This window comes from Mucilaginibacter metallidurans, from assembly GCF_003286435.2.
Lineage (GTDB): Bacteria > Bacteroidota > Bacteroidia > Sphingobacteriales > Sphingobacteriaceae > Mucilaginibacter > Mucilaginibacter gossypii.
This window is the reverse complement of the sequence record NZ_CP043449.1, coordinates 1,029,163-1,047,964: the sequence shown is the minus strand read 5'-3', so window position 1 is coordinate 1,047,964 and position 18,802 is coordinate 1,029,163. Positions and strand designations below refer to the sequence as shown.

Here is an 18,802-nt window from a genome sequence, read left to right as displayed (position 1 = left end):
TCTTTTTATAAATAATTAATGATTTACCAGCCCGGGTTTTGAGTTAGGTTAGGGTCAACAGCGCGCTCATCGCGAGGGATTGGCCACAGGTAGTTTTTACCTTTGTCAAATGTGCGCAGGTTGGCCCTGATGTAGCCATTATCAACCGATGCCGGACCAAATTTGGCTCCGTGCGCCCAACCGTTCAGTACGGTTTCGGCAGTATGCCAGCGGCGGATATCAAATACCCGCAGGCCTTCCATAGCCAGTTCTACACGGCGCTCGTTGCGTACAATGTTCCGTAAATCTGCCTGTCCGGTTGCACTGAAGTTAAGTGCAGGCGCATCGGTAAACCCGGCGCGGGCGCGTAAGGCTTTGATTGTTTTATCCCAAATACCGGCATCCAGCTGGCCAAGCTCATTTTTAGCTTCGGCGTACATCAGCAGCACATCGGCATAACGGATTAATATTAAGTTTAAACCCGACTGAAAATTGGTGGCAGATGTAGGATCGTAATACTTACGGATATAGTAGCCAGTCGGCGAACTTACCTTTCCAGGAGCATATTCATCAAGCTTGGTAGGAGCAGGATCATCGCCCGGTTTGGTATATATAACCTGTGTTGTGTTATCAGGCTTTTTCCATTGATAGCCATTGTAAACAATAGTGTTGGTTAGACGTGGGTCGCGGTGAACGTACGGATTGTTTTCGTCGTAGCCCGAACCTGCATCAGATATTTTTTTTCCGTTATCCATCAGGTAACTGTCCACCAGTTCCTGGGTTGGCGCAAGTGCATTCAAACGCGCGCCCACGGCCAGCGGGGCCATATCAAAAAAGTTGCTGTAGGTACGCACAATAGGTACATATTCCAGGTCAAGCATTACCTCGCTGTTATATTCGTTTTGCGGCAAAAACACACCTTCATATGAGGGGAACAAGCTGTATGTACCATTACTATTATCGTTCATCAGCTTTTCGCAGGTGGCGGCAACTTCCTGCCAGCGGCTTTCATATAATAACACCCTTGCTTTTAAGGCTATGGCTGCACCCCTGGTGATCCGGCCCCTGTCGGCATCTTTATAAGCGGTGTTCACCGGCAAATCAGCAGCCGCAGCATCAAGTTCTTTTAAAACAAAATCCACTACCTGCGCCTTCGGCGTACGTGCAACTGTTTTTGATTCTTCAATTGTAATATCGTGATCAAATAAAGGCACATCCCCCCACCAGGTCTCCAGCATAAAATAATGAAAAGCACGAATAAACCTTGCTTCAGCCTTCATACGGGCTTTCAGCGTTGCATCCATAGCGGTAACCTTATCAACATTCTCTAAAAAGATATTACAGGTTTTTATGCCGCTATAATGAAAGCCCCACTCCTGTTTGATTCGCCCCAATGATGGATCATAGGTGCCTGCGGCAAGCGAGGCCACACCCTGGTTGTCACCACGGCCATTGTATGCATTATCCGACGCTCCTTCATTATAAAAGAAATAGTCGTTATTATACATTTGAGTATAGGCCGTATTAAGTACACTGCCGGCCTTTTCAGCTGTTGTCCAGAAATTGCTATCGGTAAATTTGTTTACGGGTGCCAGATCAAGCTTTTTACAGGCCGATACCAACCCGGCAAGCAATATAAAGAAGGCAATTTTATGTGTTGATTTTTTTTTCATGATGGATAGTGTTATAAGGTTACATCTAAGCCAAAACCATAATAAATTGGTGTTGGATAAGCGCGCGCGCTGTTTGCTCCATTTGCACTAAGGTTATTGTTGAACTCGGTCGATTCAGGATCTATAAACTTCACACCTGAAAAAGTGAGTACGTTTTGACCGGATACATAAGCCCTCAGTTTTTGTAAGCCCAATTTCTTTGACCATGTAGCAGGCAAGGTGTAACCCAACTGCACATTTTTCACCCGCAGGTATTTGCCATCAAACAGGTACATGTCTGACCCTCGCCTAAAGTTATTTTCATTTGACTGGCTGCCGCTGGCTGCAAGCCTTGGGTAGCGGCATCAGGATTTTCGGGTGTCCAATAATCAAGCTGATGCTGATAAATAACCTGTGAATAGTTAACATGGAAAGGTTCAACCTGCTCACCTCTTACAAACATGCTCCGCTTGCCCACGCCCTGTAAAAACAGGTTGAAGTCGAAACCTTTAAAAGTAACATTGTAGGTAAAACCGAAAGTCAACCGTGGGAAGGGGTTACCCAAAACAAACTTATCGTTATCATCGATAACACCATCGCCGTTAACATCCACGTAACGATTATCGCCAGGCGAAACAGTAAGACCGGCTGGTTTTGGGCCTGTTTGGATATCATGAAGGTTTTGGAAATAGCCATCGCGTTTTAAACCAACGTACGAACCAATAGGCAAACCAACGCGGTTAATAACCTGCATCTCGTCATAAGTTCTTAGCTGATCACCGCCTTCAAGGTATAAAACTTTGTTTTTACTGTCGCCCACATTAAAGCTAAAGGAGTGCTTAAAGTTTTGAGTGGTCAAATAATAATTAACTGTGAGTTCCCAGCCATGGTTTTGCACCTTACCTGCATTATAGCTTGGCAGCCCGGCGCCGAAAGTTCCGGGAACAACCGGCGGCAACAGGATGTCACGTGTTGTTTTGTTGAAATAATCAACGGATACACTTAAACTGTTTTTAAAGAAATTGGCATCAACGCCGGCGTTAAACGTTGCAGCGCGTTCCCAACGCAGGTTTGGATTGGCAAAATCAATAGTTATGCCACCAACACCCGAGTTATTAAACCCGTAAGGATTAGGATTGATTGATCCATCACCATTACGATAAGGCCCGTAAGTACGCAAATACTGATAATCGCGCACACTCTGGTTTCCCAAAATACCATAAGAAGCCCTTAACTTAATATCGCCTAATTTATCGCGATAGTTTTGCATAAAGCCCTCGTCTGTTAGTCTATAACCGGCCGATACGGATGGAAAAAACGCGTTACGATTTTGTGTATTGAATTTAGATGAAGCATCCAAACGGAAATCGAACTCGCCGTAGAGCTTGTTTTTATACGAATAATTAGCCCTGCCAAATAACGAGTTAAGACTGGTTTCTACAGTATTATTATTGGTGTTTGATGACGCCGGATCGATAACGGTGCCTGTAACGGGAGTACCTAACTCGGGGTCGGTATACTTTAAATAAAGCCTGTTTGATTTATTGGTGGTCGATTCATTAGCAACACCAATCAGCACATCAACATTGTGCGATTTATTAAAGGTTTTAGTATACTGCGCCAGGAACTGTGCATTGGTAAACAGGTTTTTGTCGTTCTCGTCGTTGGTGTTTCTATCCGCGCCATAGGTACCCGACGGATAAAAATTAACCTGCATTACCCTGCCAAACATATGGTTTGATAGCAACGTACCACCAAACACACCTTTTAACTTCAGGTCTTTAGTGATAGAAAGCTCAGCATTAAGATTCCCAAATATGTTATCATTATCGCGTAACCGATAGCCGCCTTTTTCGAGTATGCCCAACGGGTTAAACTCGGTAAGCACATCATTGGTAAGGTAGCGGCCCTGATCGTCTTTGATCTTATAATAAGTAGGTGTACGGCCGGCATCAACAATAAGGGTACCGGTGCTGTATGAGTGTTCTTTAATTTCGGTACGTGAGTAGGCAAGTATGCCTGTTAACTTAAGCTTACCGTAATTACTGGTAAGGTTCATCCTGTAATTGTAACGCCTTAAGCCATAATTGGGACCAACGAGGTTACTTCGCTGATCAGTAACACCGGCCGATACCAGAAACGTAGTGGTTGCATTACCGCCGGTTAAAGCCAAATTGTGATTTTGCTGCCATGCATCTTTTAAAATTGCATCCAAAAACCATTGCTGATCGCCTTGCTGCTGAAAGTCACGGATTTGCTGCGGACTGTAAATAGGCTGCAAACCGGCATTCACCACAGCCTCGTTACGCAAAATGGCATTTTCATAACTATGCACCGGCTTGTAGCCAACATGCGGCGATTGGATACCAGCCTGTCCATTATATGAAAGCGTAGTACGCGAATTATTTTTTCCTTTTTTTGTGGTAACCAAAATAACCCCATTGGCCGAGCGTGAACCATAAATGGCAGCCGAACCGGCATCTTTTAGCACGGAAACGCTTTCGATATCCAAAGGGTTGAGCAAGTTGATATCCCCGCCTGTAATGCCATCAATAACTACTAACGGGTTATTATCATTCAAGGTGCTCATACCGCGTATGTTGATATTGGCATAAGCTCCCGGCTCTGAACTGGTTTGCTGAATGATAAGATTTGGGGATGTTCCCTGCAAAGCTTGTGTCAGGTTAACCGATGGCTTTGTTTCGATAGCCTTTGAACTAACCTGATCAACCGCGCCAATAACATTGGCGCGCCTTTGCGTTCCATAACCAATAACTACCACCTCATTCAGAGAGGTTCTTTCAGGGACCAATTGCACGTTCAGCGTAGTTTGGCTACCTACGGGCTGTTCCTTTGTGGTATAACCTATAAAGTTAAACACCAGTACAGCGTCAGCATCGGGCGCATCAATGGTGTAATTACCGTTAATATCGGTTACGGTGCCAATGGTGGTACCTTTAACCCGTACGCTTGCGCCGGGTATAACTAAGTTATTTTCGTCGGTAACTTTACCTTTAACTTTGATGGGTTGCCTGGGGCCCTGCTCAATACCGCCGGTGCTGCTTTCTATCTCCGGCTTTTCATCAATAACTATAACATCATCGATGATCTTATAGCTGAGATTAAAGGGGGTTAAAACCTGGTCGAGTACTTCCCTGATACTTTTGTCTTTAACCCTAAGGCTAATAACATAGGTTGGTTTAAGTACATTATCGGCATAGGCAAATTTGATATGCTTTTGGTTCGAGATCTTATCCAGCGCATCGGTTAGCTTGGCATTTTTGAGCTTGAGCGTAACCGATACCTCCAGAAATTTTTGCCCGAACGAGTTGTTTGCCACGGCCGTAAAGCACATGAGGCAAACCACAAAGCAGGCAAGCGAGGTAATTTTCATTAATATTAATACATGACGAATTACTCCATTTGAAAATAGAGATATATTCATAGATTTGAGAAAATTAAAGTGTTTGAAATTCAAGTGCTTCGTTCTGAATTGGACCTCTAAACGCTGCACTTATTTAATAACCCGGCATTTTAGTTTAACCCTGTCAAAATCCCTTTTGAGCAGGGTTTTTTAATGTATTTATGTTATCATAGCTTGTATTTAGGTTAACTGATAATTGGTATATCTCTTTTATTAATTGGCTTTTATGTTAGCAACCCCGGCCTTTGAGCTGATAAGCAGGACCCTTTTGCACAGCTTTCCCCTTCACCAGTTTCGATATGATCTTCATAATATTCTCCAATGAAACATTGGTAAAGTTGGCGGTAATAGAACAACGCGCCAGGTTAACATCGGCCTTTACAGTTACATTGAAGTGGCGGTTAATGGTGTTGAGCACTTCGGGCAGCGCCATGTTTTTAAATACCAGCTCTCCGTCTTTCCAGCTACTTAGCGCGTTCACATCAACCTGAGCATTTTTTATCACAGATAGCTTATCCTTATCAAAAACAACCTCCTCGGCGGGGGTTAAAAATGTGGTTGTACTTTTTGCTGCACCTGCCGGAGTAACTACCCCAACTTTGCCGCTCAAAACGTCAACCTTAATAAAACTTTCGTTAGCGTAGGCCTTAATGTTAAAACTGGTACCCAACACCTGGGTGCGTACTTTTCCGGTATGTATGATAAAAGCTTTGGCGGGGTCATGCGCTACATCCAAAAAAGCTTCGCCTTCAAGCTTAATCTCTCGTTTTTCGCCCCGGAAGTTTTCAGGATAAGTAAGCTTACTGCCAGCATTTAACCATATTTTGGTACCATCGGCAAGGGTGAAATTTACAGTTTGCCCGTTAGCGGCAACCAATTGTTTGCTGGCAATAGAATCCAAACGATCAAGCAGGGCATAGCGGTATTGATAAGCTATTGTTACCGAAATACATAAGCCTGCAAGAAGCGAAGCCGCAACCGTCCATTTTTTTGATTTACCCGGATTTTTCTTTTCTGAATTATCTATAGCTGCATTGATCCTGTTGTATACTCCATCAGCATTAAATTCCACCTCATCACCTGCCTCGTTTTGTGCGCTGCGGAGATCGAGCTCGTCGAAATATTTATTTACAAGCTCTTCCTGCAAATGCCTGTCATTTGCACCGGAATGTTTTTTTCTGAAAGGGAATTTTGCCATGGTTTATAACTGCAGGATGCAATAAACCGGGGTACCCCCCAAAGCAATTGAAAATATTTTTTTGGGTCTATTTGCCAAACATATGCAGCAATACCAGCGCCACTACCGACGGCAGGTAATCAGTTAAACCGGTACGCAGGTATCTTAAAGCGATAGTGATCTGATTTTCGACAGTTTTAATAGAAATGTTTAGCCGGGTAGCTATTTCTTTATTGCTGAGATATTCTTTACGGCTCAGGGTAAAGATCTGCCGGCATTTTTCGGGGAGTTGCGCCACGCCATCTTCCAGTAAATGAGCAATATCATCCTGGAACAATTTACTATCTGCCGAATACTTTTCAACAAGCGTTTCAATCACCGCAAGATCTACCGATGCCTTTTTTGTGCGCAGATAAAATAACACGCGGTGCCTGATAGCCACTTTGAGGTAAGCTTCGAGCGAGGTAATATTTAGCTGGTTGCGCTTTGTCCACAGATCAATAAATAACTCCTGCACCAGGTCTTCACAGACATCCTTATCCCTGAAAAGATTATAAGCCGCGTAAAACAATTTCGACGAATATTTATGGTACAGGATTTCAAATGCCTTACGGTCATCAAGCCTTAACTGCTCCAATAACCGGCATCAGGCCACATTTGATATTCCTTATCGTGATGCATAGCGGCGGTAAAACGGTTTACTGATTGGTAGGGCATATTTACAAGAAAATTTTTAAATAAAAAAACTTTTAAATATTCCACCCACTAAACAGGTTACCTCATCAGCCAATAAAACTAAAGAAATAGTGTTCGGCACACCGGTTTTAATTGATTGAATAGTTGCCTTTCTCTTGCCCCACCGCTTCTCAATATCTAACTTTGTATTATGTCAGTCGCCCAAAATATAAAGGTTGCCGTTGATGCCGTAGTGTTTGGATATACCTCCAAAGAGGGACTATCCGTGCTGCTTATTAAACGTAATATCGAACCTTTTAAAAACAGCTGGGCATTGCCGGGTGGTTTGGTGGCCGATCATGAATCGTTAGAGGAAGCTATTCAGCGCGAGCTGCGTGAGGAAACCGGTGTAAACATCACCTACCTGGAGCAGTTATACAGCTTTGGCCAGCCGGGGCGCGACCCACGTAACCGGGTGATCTCCATAACTTATTACGGCCTTGTACGGCCCGACGCCTTTGTTGTTAAAGCCGCTACCGACGCCAGCGATGTAAACTGGTTCAATATCAAAAAGCTCCCCGCCCTGGCGTTTGATCATACTACCATTATCAGCGTAGCGCGCGAACGCCTTAAAAGTAAAATGCTTTATCAGCCCGTAGGTTTCGAACTGCTTGAAGAAAAGTTCCCCTTTTCTGAACTCGAAAAACTTTACCTCGCCGTGCTCGACCGCCCTATCGACCGCCGTAACTTTAAAAAGAAGATCACCAAATACGGCTTCCTCGAAGAAACTACCGAAAAACAGGCCCTCGAAGGCGCCGGCCGCCCGGGTAACCTTTTCCGCTTTAACGAGGAAAAGTATTTTCAGCTGAAGAAAGAGGGCATTAGTTTCGAGATATAATCCCAGCCCCCTCTAAATCTCCCCCGGTTGGGGAGACTTTTAACTTTTCCGTCGCCCCGAATTTATTTCGGGATCCAACATACTAAGTCACCGCTATGCTTGCGCCTCGGCTTATGGCATGTTGAAATAAGTTCAACATGCCAACATCCGTCGCCCCGAATTTATTTCGGGATCTCACATGCTAAGTCACCGCTATGCTTGCGCCTCGGCTTATGGGGTGCTGAAACAAGTTCAACATGCCCACATCCGTCGTCCCGAATTTATTTCGGGATCTCACATGCTAAGTCTCCGCTATGCTTGCGCCTCGGCTTGTGGGTGCTGAAACAAGTTCAGCATGACCTGTTTATTTTACCAGCATTATAAAATGCTCCAAAAAAATTAAAAAAATAATTTGCGTATTAAAAACACATATTTATATTTGCGTATAATTAACGCAAAATAGAAATGAAAACAGGAGTAATTATAGCACGCTTTCAAACGCCATACCTGCATGAGGGTCACAGGGAATTGATAGCACAGGTTAAGCAAAACCATGCCAAACTGATTATACTACTGGGCGTTAGCCCCATAAAAGGCAGCCGCAAAAACCCGTACGACTATTACACGCGTGAAAAAATGATCAAAAAGGATTATCCCGAAATTGTGGTGTTACCCATCAGTGATAATCCGAGTGATAAAGTTTGGTCGGATAACCTGGACAACCTGCTGAAAAGTGTTTTCAATGCCGAGCAGTTTTGTCTGTACGGCAGCCGCGACAGCTTCATTCCCTACTATAGCGGTAAATTTGAAACCATCGAACTGCCCGAACACGGTGATTATAATGCCACCGAACTGCGTAAACAATACGCCGATAAGGTTTTCGACTCAAACGATTTCCGCGCAGGCATCCTGTACGCTTACTATAACCAATATCCCAAGGTGTACCCTACCGTGGATGTAGCCCTCTTCAGAAATAACCGCAGCGAGATACTGTTAGGCAAAAAAGCCATCAACAATAAATGGCGCTTTGTAGGTGGCTTTACCGACCCGGAAGATACCTGCTACGAAGATGCCGCCAAACGCGAGCTTGCCGAAGAGTGCGGCGAAATGCAAACCACTGCCATGGAGTACGAAACATCGGCCAAAATAAACGACTGGCGCTACCGCAGTGAAGCCGATAAAATTATTACCCTGCTGTTTAGCTCCGACTTTATTGAAGGAGAACCAAAGGCCCAGGATGATATTGCCGACCTGGCCTGGTTTAAACTTACCGACCTTCCACTGATGATAAAAGACGGCTCCATTAGCGAAGAACACGTTGAATTGTTTAATTTCATCACCGGCAAATACCTAAAAAACTAAAGCCATGAAAAAGGAAAATCTGATCCTCTTAGCCGACGCATATAAATACGCCCACCATAAATTTTACTACCCCGGCACCACCCATATTTACAGTTACCTGGAAAGCCGCGGGGGCATGTTCAACGAAACCGTTTTTTTCGGTCTGCAATATTTTTTGAAAGAATACCTGCAGGGACCAGCCTTTAACCAGGTTGACCTGGATGAGGCCGACGAATTTCTGAAACAGGTTTTCGGCAGGGATGATGTGTTTGATTGCAGCAAGTTTCAGTACATATTGGATAAGTACAACGGTCACCTGCCGGTGCGCATCAAAGCTGTGGCCGAAGGCAGCAGCGTACCCATCGGCAACGTGCTCATGACCATCGAAAATACCGACCCTGAATGTTACTGGCTCACCAACTTCCTCGAAACGCTGCTGATGCAGGTTTGGTACCCTTGCACCGTAGCTACGCTTAGCCACGAGGTTAAAAAAACTGTTACCCAATATTATGAGGAAACCGCCACACCCGAAGCTTTCGGCGGGATTGGTTTTGTGCTGAATGACTTCGGTTTCCGCGGGGTGAGTAGTGTAGAAAGTGCCAAAATTGGTGGTGCGGCTCACCTGCTCAGCTTCGCAGGCAGCGATAACCTTGCCGGCTCTGGTATGGCTATAACATACTACCATGCCGAAAAGGTATACGGACTAAGCATTCCGGCTACGGAGCATAGTATTTGTACCCTGCTTGGCCAGGAAGGCGAACTGGAAGTATTTAAACATGTGTTACGTAGTTTCCCCACTGGTGTTATTGCCTGTGTAAGCGATAGCTATAATATTTTCCGTGCCTGCAGCGAGTACTGGGGCGAGGATTTGAAACAAGAGATCCTGAAACGCGACGGTACGCTGGTGATCCGCCCGGATAGCGGCGACCCGGTGATGACCTTATTGGAGATTTTTAACATCCTGTTTGATAAGTTCGGCTTTGTCACCAATGCCAGGGGCTATAAAGTGCTGCCTCCGCAGGTGAGGGTGATCCAGGGTGATGGGGTTAATTATACTGAGATAGGCGTGATTTACAAAGCCCTTAAAGAAAACGGTATCAGCGCCGAAAACCTGGTGCTGGGCATGGGCGGCGCATTACTGCAAAAGGTTGACCGTGATACGCAGAAATTTGCCCTTAAATGCAGCAGCGCCGTGATTGACGGTAAAGAAGTAGCTGTAGAAAAAAGCCCTGCCGAAATGGATGCCAGCGGTAATATCAGCACCAGCTTTAAAAAGAGCAAAGGCGGCCGCCTTAAACTGGTAAAAACTGCCGAAGGTTACAAAACCATTCAGCATGATGAACAACCCGAACTGGCCGATCAGCTGCAAACCGTTTTCGAAAACGGCCATATCATTAAAGATTTTACCTTTGAACAGCTGATTGATACCTTGCAACACCAATAAATAACGATAACAAAAAAAGCTTTAAGCCTTAAGCATTCTGCTTTCAGCTCATATATAAATGCTCAAATGAAAAAATTACTATTCGCCATAACCGACTACGAATACCTTGCAGAAAAAGTGCTTGCCCTTGGCCATTGCGAACGCGGTGAAATTGAAGTAAGCCACTTTACTGATGGCGAACGCTACCAGCGTATCCTATCCAACGTGGAAGGCCGCGATGTGCTGCTGATAGGCGGTACCGTGAACGACAGCGCCACGCTTGAATTATATGATTTGGCTTCATCGCTGGTAAGTTATGGGGCCGATTCGCTTACACTGGTGATCCCCTACTTTGGCTACAGCACCATGGAGCGTGCCGTTAAAGCCGGCGAAATTGTAACGGCCAAAACCCGCGCCCGCCTGCTTTCGGCTATACCCAAATCAAACCGGGGCAATAAAGTGATGCTGTTCGATCTGCATAGCGAGGGCATCCAGTACTACTTTGAGCAGGACCTGTACCCCGTACATGTGTACTGCAAGGATATTGTGATTGAAGCGGCTACCCGTTATGGCGGCGATAATTTTGTAATGGCCAGCACCGATGCCGGCCGCGCCAAATGGGTGGAATCATTAGCTAATGACATGGGCGTAAATGCCGCTTTCATCCTGAAACGCCGCCTCAAAGGCGACCATACCGAAGTAAGTGCCATCAACGCCGACGTAGCCGGCAAAACGGTTATTATCTATGACGATATGATCCGCTCGGGCGGCAGCATCGTAAACGCCGCAATGACTTACAAAAATGCCGGTGCCGGGGATATTTATGTAATCACCACGCACGGCCTTTTTGTGAACGATGGCATTGGCAAGTTAAAGGCCTGCGGAGCTATTAAAAAGCTGATTTGTACCGATACGCATGTGAATTGTAAGGATTTGGAGGGGGATGATTTTGTAGAGGTGCGGACTGTGGCGGGGTTGATTTGTGGGTAAGGTTGATGGATACTGGACTTTCGCTACCACAAGGCTGTGCCTTGTGGTAAACTTACTCAGTGTGAAATTTACTTGCGATAGCAAGGTATATTAAAGGTAAAAGATGATTATCCGATTAAATAGTTGTTTTGGTATATTCATTATCTTTTCAATAAACGCGATCACCAGTCCATCGTAAGACAGAGGTCGGATCTCCTTATTTCAACTTTTGAAACCAAATCTGCTATTGAGCTCGTTAATATTCGATGATAATCAGATGAATCATATAATAAAGCCTTAAGACTCATTGTTTCGCTTATAATTTCCCTGACCTTGGAGTTCATAGCTCCTTTAGGCATTATTATATAGTGTTTTTTATTCTGCGGAAATTTAAAAGAATAGTCTTCCAAAATAAGGCGGATGTCAGGATCATTTGTACCACATCCAACAAAAACAAAAGTATGTGTAATCGACAGGGCATCAATAAGATGATAAAAATCTCGATACTTAGTTCGAGACTCTGAATAATCCTTCCGGGTGAAGATTAAGTTATCAGGTGACTCGACAGAGCCATGAATTTTTATAATCAAATGCTCGGGTCTTCGAATGCAATCTGCAATATCATTTTCAGTAAACTTTTTTACAATAATACTCCCATGGGAGGTTGTATTGGCGTAAGTATCATATATCTTATCGAAGTTCGGCGTTATTACGAACCTGGAATCTAAATTATAGATGAATTTGTGAATATCTGCTGGCTGAAATTGAGGCGTTAAAAACTCACGCCTCATGAGGGAATTGAAATCATCTCGTCCAAGTTCTTTCTTTATCAACTCACAAGCTGTTAAAAAATCTCCAGAACCTATTTGTTTTCGAATCTCAGTTTTTCCATTTATATCTTCTGAAGCTGATATCAAAAATTCTTTCCAATCTTTGGGGCGTGCTCCTGCTGCGTTAGTTGAATTTTTAGAAACTCCGGCTCCTAAAACAATGACACATCTTCTTCGGGCTATATCGTCAATAAGTTCTTCAGGCCAATTGATCATTTTCTTTAGTTTAAATTAGTGATTAATTTTTCTACCATTTCAGATAAAGTGGCTTCATATTCGCGCACTTTGTTAAAATGAGCACCAACTACGCCATGTTCGGATTTTAAATTAAATATCGGCACGCTACTATTTTGCGATAATGGAACCAAGCTATGCAGGTTTGTTATTTCACCAATTTGGGGATAGGTGATAGATATTTTATTTAACGTCAATAAGTGTTTCTGTATAGTAGAAGGAATCTTTTTGATAATTCTTTCATAGGCATTAACAGGCTGTTTCTTCCCATTTACGGTCTTAGCAGTGTATTGTTGTGTAACATACCCACCAAATTGGAGGTGCCAAGAGATAGTTTGACCATCGATCTGAAAAGGTTCCTGTTCTCTTGTTTTAAAATCGCTTAAACCGCGACTTAATTGTTTTTCCCAGTCCTTCAACGATTTTGAAATATTTTCGAGAGCTTGTAGACTGAAAATATCAGAAGACATTGGAACGATAAAAAAATCTGATGCTGCTAAAACGGACCTGTTTAATGCGCCAAGGGAAGGACCTACATCAAAAAATACGTAATCGTATTTATCAAGTCGTAGTAATAAATCTTTAAATAATAGTGTAGTTTGTAAACCACGAAAATCACCGGCTTTCCCATCTAACCAATCCTTACTTAAAAAATCTTCACTTAAAGATAATTGCGTATCTCCAGGAATTACGTCTACTTCAAAATATGGGCTTTTAAGTATTGGAAGTTTATTGCTAATATAACCTTTACCCCGTTGTAGTGGCTTTACGATTTCAAAAATCGTGGATTCAGATTTGGAATAAATATCTTCTATCTGTGGGTATGGAAACATATAGGCAGTTGCATTGCATTGCGGATCCGCATCAACGATTAGTACCTTTTTTCTTTTCTTTATTTTAAGATATGCGGCAATATTACACATCAGGGTTGTTTTGCCAACACCTCCTTTATTATTGAAGACTACGATTGATTGCATTTAAATAAAGTTGAGTTGATATTTAATATTATCAGATACTTCTCTGATCTCTTCTGGCAATTACTCAATATTATAATTAATATAAATGTTTGAGAATTGGCCCTGTTGCCAACTAATATACCAGGCATTATTAAATAGTAGAAATATTATTTATAATTTCGTTGCGCTTAATATATGCTAATTCATTACGAATTAAATTTTCCTAACATTGATTATTATTACTTATTAATCAATGTTAGTTTATGTATTTATTGGATCGAGATAAGTGAAATTAGATGTGGTTATTTTCGGCTTAGCTTAATTTCATGATGGCAGTATCGTTTATTGCTATTTAGGCCCTTATGCTGGTGCGCGCGTGTCGCGCGTTCCCAACGCTAACTGTCCTATAATTCATGGTCTTTACACGCACAATTTCTACCTTTATAAATACCATGCTAATCCACAAAGAAGTCAAAGATCGCGAACTCTACGTGTATATGAACGGCAAACTCATTTACAAAAGATGGCTTGATACAGGGGCATCAAAAGTATTTGATGTTATGGCTTATGATAAATATACTCTTGCGAGTATCAGGGAAATAAAGCAGGAAGAACACCAACTAATTTCCGTTAAAGCTTTAATAAAGCTAAAAGCAACCAAAGATGGCGGAAGACGAACAGGGATATTAAGCGGATACCGGCCCAATCATGTTTTTGAATATGACAAAGATGGCAACAGGTTTGAAACATACATCGGGGATATTAGGTGGGATGATGGGTTTACAATTGAGCCCGGTGAAGAAAAAGCAGTAACTGTAAGATTCTTTTTAGGTTGGAAAATAGAGCGCTACTTAAATATTGGCAGAAAATGGTGGATACACGAAGGGCCAAGATGCGTTGGAGAAGCGGAATTGATTGAATTTATGTGAGTTATCAACACAAGTCAAAGTAAATCTAAATCCCTTCTTCATGAACAGAATTTGGACAGTCTGCATTTTTATGACTTTAATATGCGTAAACACCGTTTTTGCCCAAAAAACTTCGTTACACTCTGTAAAGATCGAATGGGAATCGTTTTCAACCGAAAGTTTCCGTGACGTTAGCTGCGATGATTTTGAATACTCTTTTTTAGATACACCCCCAACTGGCGCGAGTATGCAGCGCTGGCAATAGCGTGGCGTACTCGTGACATTTTAAGCAACTCGATTATAACACTACCGGGCTAACCAATATTACATCAACCAAGCCGGGCATACCCGAATAATCTCTTGCACTGCTGTAAAGATAGTTGAGATAGTCTTCCGGTTTTTCAACGAAACCGGCTATCACTGGATTGTTGTGTATGTAATCAAGCTTTTGATTTAGTATTCTATTATCGTAAAGTTCAATTGGATGGTTATCCTGCTGCCACAACTGAAAATCGATATTTTGACTATTCTTTTTTCCTGCACGTTCCATCATCCATAACATCCATTCTCTCCTGCTTTCTGAAGGATGCTGTTTAATCGCAGCTTTTAAGGCCAACGACGTATGTTTTTTCATATCGCGCATGATGTTTTCAAGCTTCTCCTCTTCGCTTCCAATTATCATATGGATATGACTTGTCATAATGCACCAAGCGTAGATTTCGAGCCCCTTATTTTGCTGACAGTACTTCCAACTTTCCAGCATAATTTGCTTGTATTCGGTACGAATAAACAAATCAATCCAATTAATTACCGAAAAACTTATGAAATACAACTGCTCCTGTTTCCTGAATTTATATTTGGTGCTCATTACAGCTAAATATAGTTTTAATTATACAAACTGAAAATGAAGATGAAGATGAAGATGAAGATGAAGATGAAGATGAAGTCACGAGTACTCCACCCACTATTCCTGCACTGCATACTCGCGCCAGTGACAGTTAAAAATGAAAGTCCCCGTGCCACCGCTGAAGATGAAGTCACGAGTACTCCACCCACTATTCCTGCGCTGCATACTCGCGCCAGTGACAGTTTAGTTTCATGCTCAAAAATAGCTAATATCCACCTTATTATAAAAGCCAATTGCTATTATGCTGTCGATTCTCGTTGCCGTAAGTACTCACTACCTCTTACGGTAGCATTTACTTTTATAAGCTAATCACCTGCAGGTACAAGCGTAACCTACATCAGCAACACTTTCCAGGCATCCATTACCCGGCCGTTATCTAACAATTGTTTGGCTTTTAAATGCAGGTGCAGGGTGCGGGTGTCACTGGTGGCAGCATCAACCAGTTCTTTCATTTCATCGGTTTTGCTAAAAGCGCTTACCTCCTCATAGGATGGCAGCGTTTCAACAAGCCCCAATACCCCCAGATCATTCCCGGTTAATACTTTGGAGTATTTAACATCTATTGGAAAAGCATCTACACCGATACCTATGCCGGCACTGCCTGTTGGTTTGGAAATTTTAAATAAATTATCACCAGTTACCCTGCAATACCAATCGCCCCCCAAACGGGCCACCAGGTCTATTTTATGCGGGTCTATTTTATCATTAGCATCCAAAATAGCTTCGCTGATATGGATCCGTTTCACCTCAGCAATAACCAAATTACCCGCGCCCCCGTTTTTTCCTAACGATATCACATCATTCACTGCACATTCCAGTTGAACGGTCGACTCCGCCACCCTCGGTGGTTTTACCGTATCCGAAGCCAGTTCAGTAAAGCCCGCTTTCGCAAATTCGTTTACTCCTTTTTTGTAATCCATACTGGTTAAATAGGTCTGTTGTACCATATCGTAGTTCACAATATTAATCACACATTCAGGCACTTCCAAAACGTTTTCGAGCGTGTGCTTAGTGGTATTATCCCGCGCCCTGCTTGTGGGCGAAAAAACACATATTGGCGGATTGATACTAAAAACATTAAAAAAGCTAAACGGGCTTAAATTAACCCCGCCGTTTTTGTCGATAGTGGATACAAAGCATATTGGCCGGGGAGCAATGGCGTAGTGCAAATAAGCCTGCATTTCGGCCGGTGTTAACGACGATGCATCAATAGTTCTTAACTTCATTCAAGTTTTATTTAAAGCTTAATCAGCTTAACAGCTATTTCCTTTGATCCGGTCCCCCCTTTACGAGAAGCCAGGCGCCCCCTGTTTACTTAACATCGGCTTCACCATCCGGCGAACGCCTCCATCTGAAATAAGCATCCAATACTTTCAGCGACGCAAGGTCCGGAACAGGGCCTGTATGCGCCGTTTGGGAAAAGTACATTACTACCGGGCGGGCAGGGCTGTAGGCCGGCCATTGGGGCTTTCCGGCACCATTGGGGTCGCCATACTTTGCAAAGTTTGTCCAGTAAGTACTCATCGCATCCGAAATATCCAGGTCTGCTTTAGCCTGTGCACCTGAGGCATTAAGCAGGCCGAACACGTAAGCCACTTCCTGTGCATGCGGCGATCCATAACCTGCCTGCGGCGAACCTGCCGGATACTCGGGGTGTCGATCAAAATAATAATAAAAAACCTTGGATTTGCCCCTTTTTGCCTGTAATGTAGCCCAGCTCCAGGTATGCCAGCCAAACGCTGCATCACGTGTTAAGTCGCGCGCGGTTTTGGCTACCGTACCGGTGCCGGGCGGATAAGCCTTGATAAGCTCATCGGCGAATTTTCCATAGCGGTTTTTTACTGCGGCGATATAGTCATCCGTAGTTTTTGGCGGCGAAAAACTGGCGCCTTCATCAGAGTTATAACCAACCAGTATTGGTATGTCGTTATACTTACCGGCTTCGTAGAGCTTATATTGATCATCGGGAATCACCCAGCCATCAACAATGGGCCATGCAAGCCCGCGTACGGCAGGGAGCTTATCAGCATCAACTTTTCGCAAACTGTCAATTGAGGGATATCCGGCACCTTTAGCATATGCTTCGCCGGCAGCCTCGGCATCATGCAGCTTTTTCATATTTTCGCCCGGAAAGGTTGTGGTACGCGTTGGGCCAAATGAGCCTCCGCTTTCGGAAATGGCCCCACGAAACAGTCCTTTAGCCAGTGGGCTTGCACATAACATACTAACCGCGATGCCTCCTGCCGATTCGCCAAAAATAGTTACCTTGCCAGGATCGCCCCCAAAGGCCGCGATATTTTGTTTAATCCATTTAAGTGCTGCTATCATATCAAGAAGGCCGTAGTTACCGGAAACGTGGTTGGGGCTTTCGGCACTTAATTCAGGATGCGCCAAAAATCCAAGCTGGCCCACGCGATAGGCGATACTTACCAGCACCACATTTTTTTTTGCCAGGTTGGCGCCGTTATAAGCCGGTTCGGCAGTGCCGCCGGCATTGAAAGCACCGCCGTAAATCCATACAAGGACCGGAATTTTGCTATCGGGTGATTTAGCAGGCGTCCAAACGTTCAGGTACAAGCAATCTTCACTTTTTCCCGACACTGGGTTGCCACCCTGCATGGGTTCCGGGGCAAATTTGTCGGCCAAGCGCACACCATCCCATTTTGCGGCGGGCTGAGGCGGGCACCAGCGCAATTTACCAACCGGAGGAGCAGCAAATGGAATGCCTTTATAAACTGTGAGGCTGTTTTCAAAGGTACCCTGCAGCAGCCCTTCATTTACCTTAACAGGAGCCGGTTGTGCATTGGCAGCTACCACAGTAAGCACTGAAGCAAGCATAAAAATTAAACGTCTCATAAAATTGCGATTGGTTGTTCAAAACTACCATTAAACCACTAAATCGCAACTGTGAAAACCAGTATTTTACCGTTCCGCTGCGCGTTTCTCGGGTTTCTCTAAACTAATATCAGATAAAACACATCCGGCATACGTGCGCCGGCAATAAAGCGACTCAAGCCTCGGGGCTGACGAAGCGAAGCTTCGTCATATACACAGAAAAGCGCAAAGCTAATCTTCCCGGCATCAAGCAATGGTGGCAGTACTTTGTCACCATCAAGATTCCGTCAACCTGCCTTATCAAAAAACATTAAAAAAAGTGTAAAAATACACTCAAAAATCAGCCCCTATTTTAACTAAGAGTGAAACACCAAACAAATACACCAAAAAGTTTTAAAAACTGATTATCAACAATTTAACTATGTTTCATACAAAAGCACAAACCACTGATTATCAACGAATAACATTTTTAACCCGTTCCGTTATTTTACACTTAAAAAATGGAACACATGGATTTTAAAAAACAGAAGCACCGGGCTTTTTTCATTTTTTTTTCGGGAATCAAAAAATTGGGACACTTGATTTGTTACAATTGATCCTGGCCATAAAGGCCCT

At 43.5% G+C, this 18,802-nt stretch carries 16 protein-coding genes; 6 read left to right on the top strand and 10 right to left on the bottom strand.

Features of this window, described 5'->3' with window-relative positions:
• Window positions 1-23: 23 nt before the first annotated feature.
• The 5 genes from DIU38_RS04475 to DIU38_RS04455 all read right to left on the bottom strand — a co-directional run bounded on the left by DIU38_RS04475 (window position 24) and on the right by DIU38_RS04455 (window position 6,869).
• A complete protein-coding gene (locus tag DIU38_RS04475) occupies window positions 24-1,652 on the bottom strand; it encodes a RagB/SusD family nutrient uptake outer membrane protein (protein ID WP_112654122.1) in 1,629 nt (542 codons plus the stop codon).
• Between the two features lie 11 nt (window positions 1,653-1,663).
• Window positions 1,664-1,927: a hypothetical protein gene (locus DIU38_RS04470; protein WP_149354030.1), complete on the bottom strand. Its 264-nt coding sequence runs from the start codon at window positions 1,925-1,927 to the stop codon at window positions 1,664-1,666.
• The gene (locus DIU38_RS04465) at window positions 1,894-5,025 is read right to left on the bottom strand and encodes a TonB-dependent receptor (RefSeq protein WP_167516082.1); all 3,132 of its coding nucleotides are present in this window, start codon (window positions 5,023-5,025) and stop codon (window positions 1,894-1,896) included. The genes DIU38_RS04470 and DIU38_RS04465 overlap by 34 nt, the downstream gene beginning before the upstream one ends.
• 259 nt (window positions 5,026-5,284) lie before the next feature.
• Window positions 5,285-6,253, bottom strand: coding sequence for a FecR family protein (locus DIU38_RS04460; RefSeq protein WP_112654124.1), 969 nt, complete (start codon window positions 6,251-6,253; stop codon window positions 5,285-5,287).
• Between the two features lie 67 nt (window positions 6,254-6,320).
• Window positions 6,321-6,869: an RNA polymerase sigma-70 factor gene (locus tag DIU38_RS04455; protein ID WP_149354028.1), complete on the bottom strand. Its 549-nt coding sequence runs from the start codon at window positions 6,867-6,869 to the stop codon at window positions 6,321-6,323.
• A 249-nt stretch (window positions 6,870-7,118) separates the two neighbouring features.
• Here DIU38_RS04455 and DIU38_RS04450 point away from each other — a divergent pair, with 249 nt between their 5' ends.
• From DIU38_RS04450 to DIU38_RS04435, 4 genes are all read left to right on the top strand, one after another.
• Window positions 7,119-7,805, top strand: a complete 687-nt coding sequence (locus DIU38_RS04450) for an NUDIX hydrolase (RefSeq protein WP_112654126.1) — start codon at window positions 7,119-7,121, stop codon at window positions 7,803-7,805.
• Window positions 7,806-8,249: 444 nt separating this feature from the next.
• Complete coding sequence (locus DIU38_RS04445) at window positions 8,250-9,146, top strand: NUDIX domain-containing protein (RefSeq protein WP_112654127.1); 897 nt, start codon at window positions 8,250-8,252, stop codon at window positions 9,144-9,146.
• A gap of 4 nt (window positions 9,147-9,150) precedes the next feature.
• Window positions 9,151-10,569, top strand: a complete 1,419-nt coding sequence (locus tag DIU38_RS04440) for a nicotinate phosphoribosyltransferase (protein WP_112654128.1) — start codon at window positions 9,151-9,153, stop codon at window positions 10,567-10,569.
• Between the two features lie 66 nt (window positions 10,570-10,635).
• Window positions 10,636-11,538: a ribose-phosphate diphosphokinase gene (locus tag DIU38_RS04435; protein ID WP_112654129.1), complete on the top strand. Its 903-nt coding sequence runs from the start codon at window positions 10,636-10,638 to the stop codon at window positions 11,536-11,538.
• 161 nt (window positions 11,539-11,699) lie between these two features.
• On the opposite strand, the gene DIU38_RS04430 is transcribed toward DIU38_RS04435, so the two are convergent.
• Window positions 11,700-12,563, bottom strand: coding sequence for an SIR2 family protein (locus DIU38_RS04430; protein ID WP_112654130.1), 864 nt, complete (start codon window positions 12,561-12,563; stop codon window positions 11,700-11,702).
• A gap of 5 nt (window positions 12,564-12,568) precedes the next feature.
• On the bottom strand, window positions 12,569-13,558 hold the full coding sequence (locus tag DIU38_RS04425; RefSeq protein ID WP_112654131.1) for a ParA family protein: 990 nt from the start codon (window positions 13,556-13,558) through the stop codon (window positions 12,569-12,571).
• A gap of 431 nt (window positions 13,559-13,989) precedes the next feature.
• Here DIU38_RS04425 and DIU38_RS04420 point away from each other — a divergent pair, with 431 nt between their 5' ends.
• Both DIU38_RS04420 and DIU38_RS32900 read left to right on the top strand, forming a co-directional pair.
• Complete coding sequence (locus DIU38_RS04420) at window positions 13,990-14,466, top strand: hypothetical protein (RefSeq protein ID WP_112654132.1); 477 nt, start codon at window positions 13,990-13,992, stop codon at window positions 14,464-14,466.
• Between the two features lie 70 nt (window positions 14,467-14,536).
• Window positions 14,537-14,710 (top strand): hypothetical protein, encoded by a 174-nt coding sequence (locus tag DIU38_RS32900; RefSeq protein WP_167516081.1) that lies wholly within the window; start codon window positions 14,537-14,539, stop codon window positions 14,708-14,710.
• 33 nt (window positions 14,711-14,743) lie between these two features.
• Here DIU38_RS32900 and DIU38_RS04415 read toward each other — a convergent pair whose 3' ends face one another.
• The 3 genes from DIU38_RS04415 to DIU38_RS04405 form a co-directional block, all read right to left on the bottom strand.
• The gene (locus tag DIU38_RS04415) at window positions 14,744-15,313 is read right to left on the bottom strand and encodes an REP-associated tyrosine transposase (RefSeq protein WP_112654133.1); all 570 of its coding nucleotides are present in this window, start codon (window positions 15,311-15,313) and stop codon (window positions 14,744-14,746) included.
• Between the two features lie 371 nt (window positions 15,314-15,684).
• Window positions 15,685-16,578 carry a flavin reductase family protein gene (locus tag DIU38_RS04410; RefSeq protein WP_112654135.1) on the bottom strand — a complete coding sequence of 298 codons (894 nt, stop codon included), beginning with the start codon at window positions 16,576-16,578 and terminating at the stop codon, window positions 15,685-15,687.
• An 85-nt stretch (window positions 16,579-16,663) separates the two neighbouring features.
• A complete protein-coding gene (locus tag DIU38_RS04405) occupies window positions 16,664-18,208 on the bottom strand; it encodes a carboxylesterase/lipase family protein (RefSeq protein WP_112654136.1) in 1,545 nt (514 codons plus the stop codon).
• Window positions 18,209-18,802 lie beyond the last annotated feature (594 nt).

Excerpts from the sequence above, each read along its gene's own strand:
- DIU38_RS04475 (WP_112654122.1), bottom strand. The coding sequence starts at position 1,652 with ATGAAAAAAAAATCAACACATAAAATTGCCTTCTTTATATTGCTTGCC.
- DIU38_RS04470 (WP_149354030.1), bottom strand. The coding sequence starts at position 1,927 with ATGTACCTGTTTGATGGCAAATACCTGCGGGTGAAAAATGTGCAGTTG.
- DIU38_RS04465 (WP_167516082.1), bottom strand. The coding sequence starts at position 5,025 with ATGAAAATTACCTCGCTTGCCTGCTTTGTGGTTTGCCTCATGTGCTTT.
- DIU38_RS04460 (WP_112654124.1), bottom strand. The coding sequence starts at position 6,253 with ATGGCAAAATTCCCTTTCAGAAAAAAACATTCCGGTGCAAATGACAGG.
- DIU38_RS04450 (WP_112654126.1), top strand. The coding sequence starts at position 7,119 with ATGTCAGTCGCCCAAAATATAAAGGTTGCCGTTGATGCCGTAGTGTTT.
- DIU38_RS04445 (WP_112654127.1), top strand. The coding sequence starts at position 8,250 with ATGAAAACAGGAGTAATTATAGCACGCTTTCAAACGCCATACCTGCAT.
- DIU38_RS04440 (WP_112654128.1), top strand. The coding sequence starts at position 9,151 with ATGAAAAAGGAAAATCTGATCCTCTTAGCCGACGCATATAAATACGCC.
- DIU38_RS04435 (WP_112654129.1), top strand. The coding sequence starts at position 10,636 with ATGAAAAAATTACTATTCGCCATAACCGACTACGAATACCTTGCAGAA.
- DIU38_RS04430 (WP_112654130.1), bottom strand. The coding sequence starts at position 12,563 with ATGATCAATTGGCCTGAAGAACTTATTGACGATATAGCCCGAAGAAGA.
- DIU38_RS04425 (WP_112654131.1), bottom strand. The coding sequence starts at position 13,558 with ATGCAATCAATCGTAGTCTTCAATAATAAAGGAGGTGTTGGCAAAACA.
- DIU38_RS04420 (WP_112654132.1), top strand. The coding sequence starts at position 13,990 with ATGCTAATCCACAAAGAAGTCAAAGATCGCGAACTCTACGTGTATATG.
- DIU38_RS32900 (WP_167516081.1), top strand. The coding sequence starts at position 14,537 with ATGACTTTAATATGCGTAAACACCGTTTTTGCCCAAAAAACTTCGTTA.
- DIU38_RS04415 (WP_112654133.1), bottom strand. The coding sequence starts at position 15,313 with ATGAGCACCAAATATAAATTCAGGAAACAGGAGCAGTTGTATTTCATA.
- DIU38_RS04410 (WP_112654135.1), bottom strand. The coding sequence starts at position 16,578 with ATGAAGTTAAGAACTATTGATGCATCGTCGTTAACACCGGCCGAAATG.
- DIU38_RS04405 (WP_112654136.1), bottom strand. The coding sequence starts at position 18,208 with ATGAGACGTTTAATTTTTATGCTTGCTTCAGTGCTTACTGTGGTAGCT.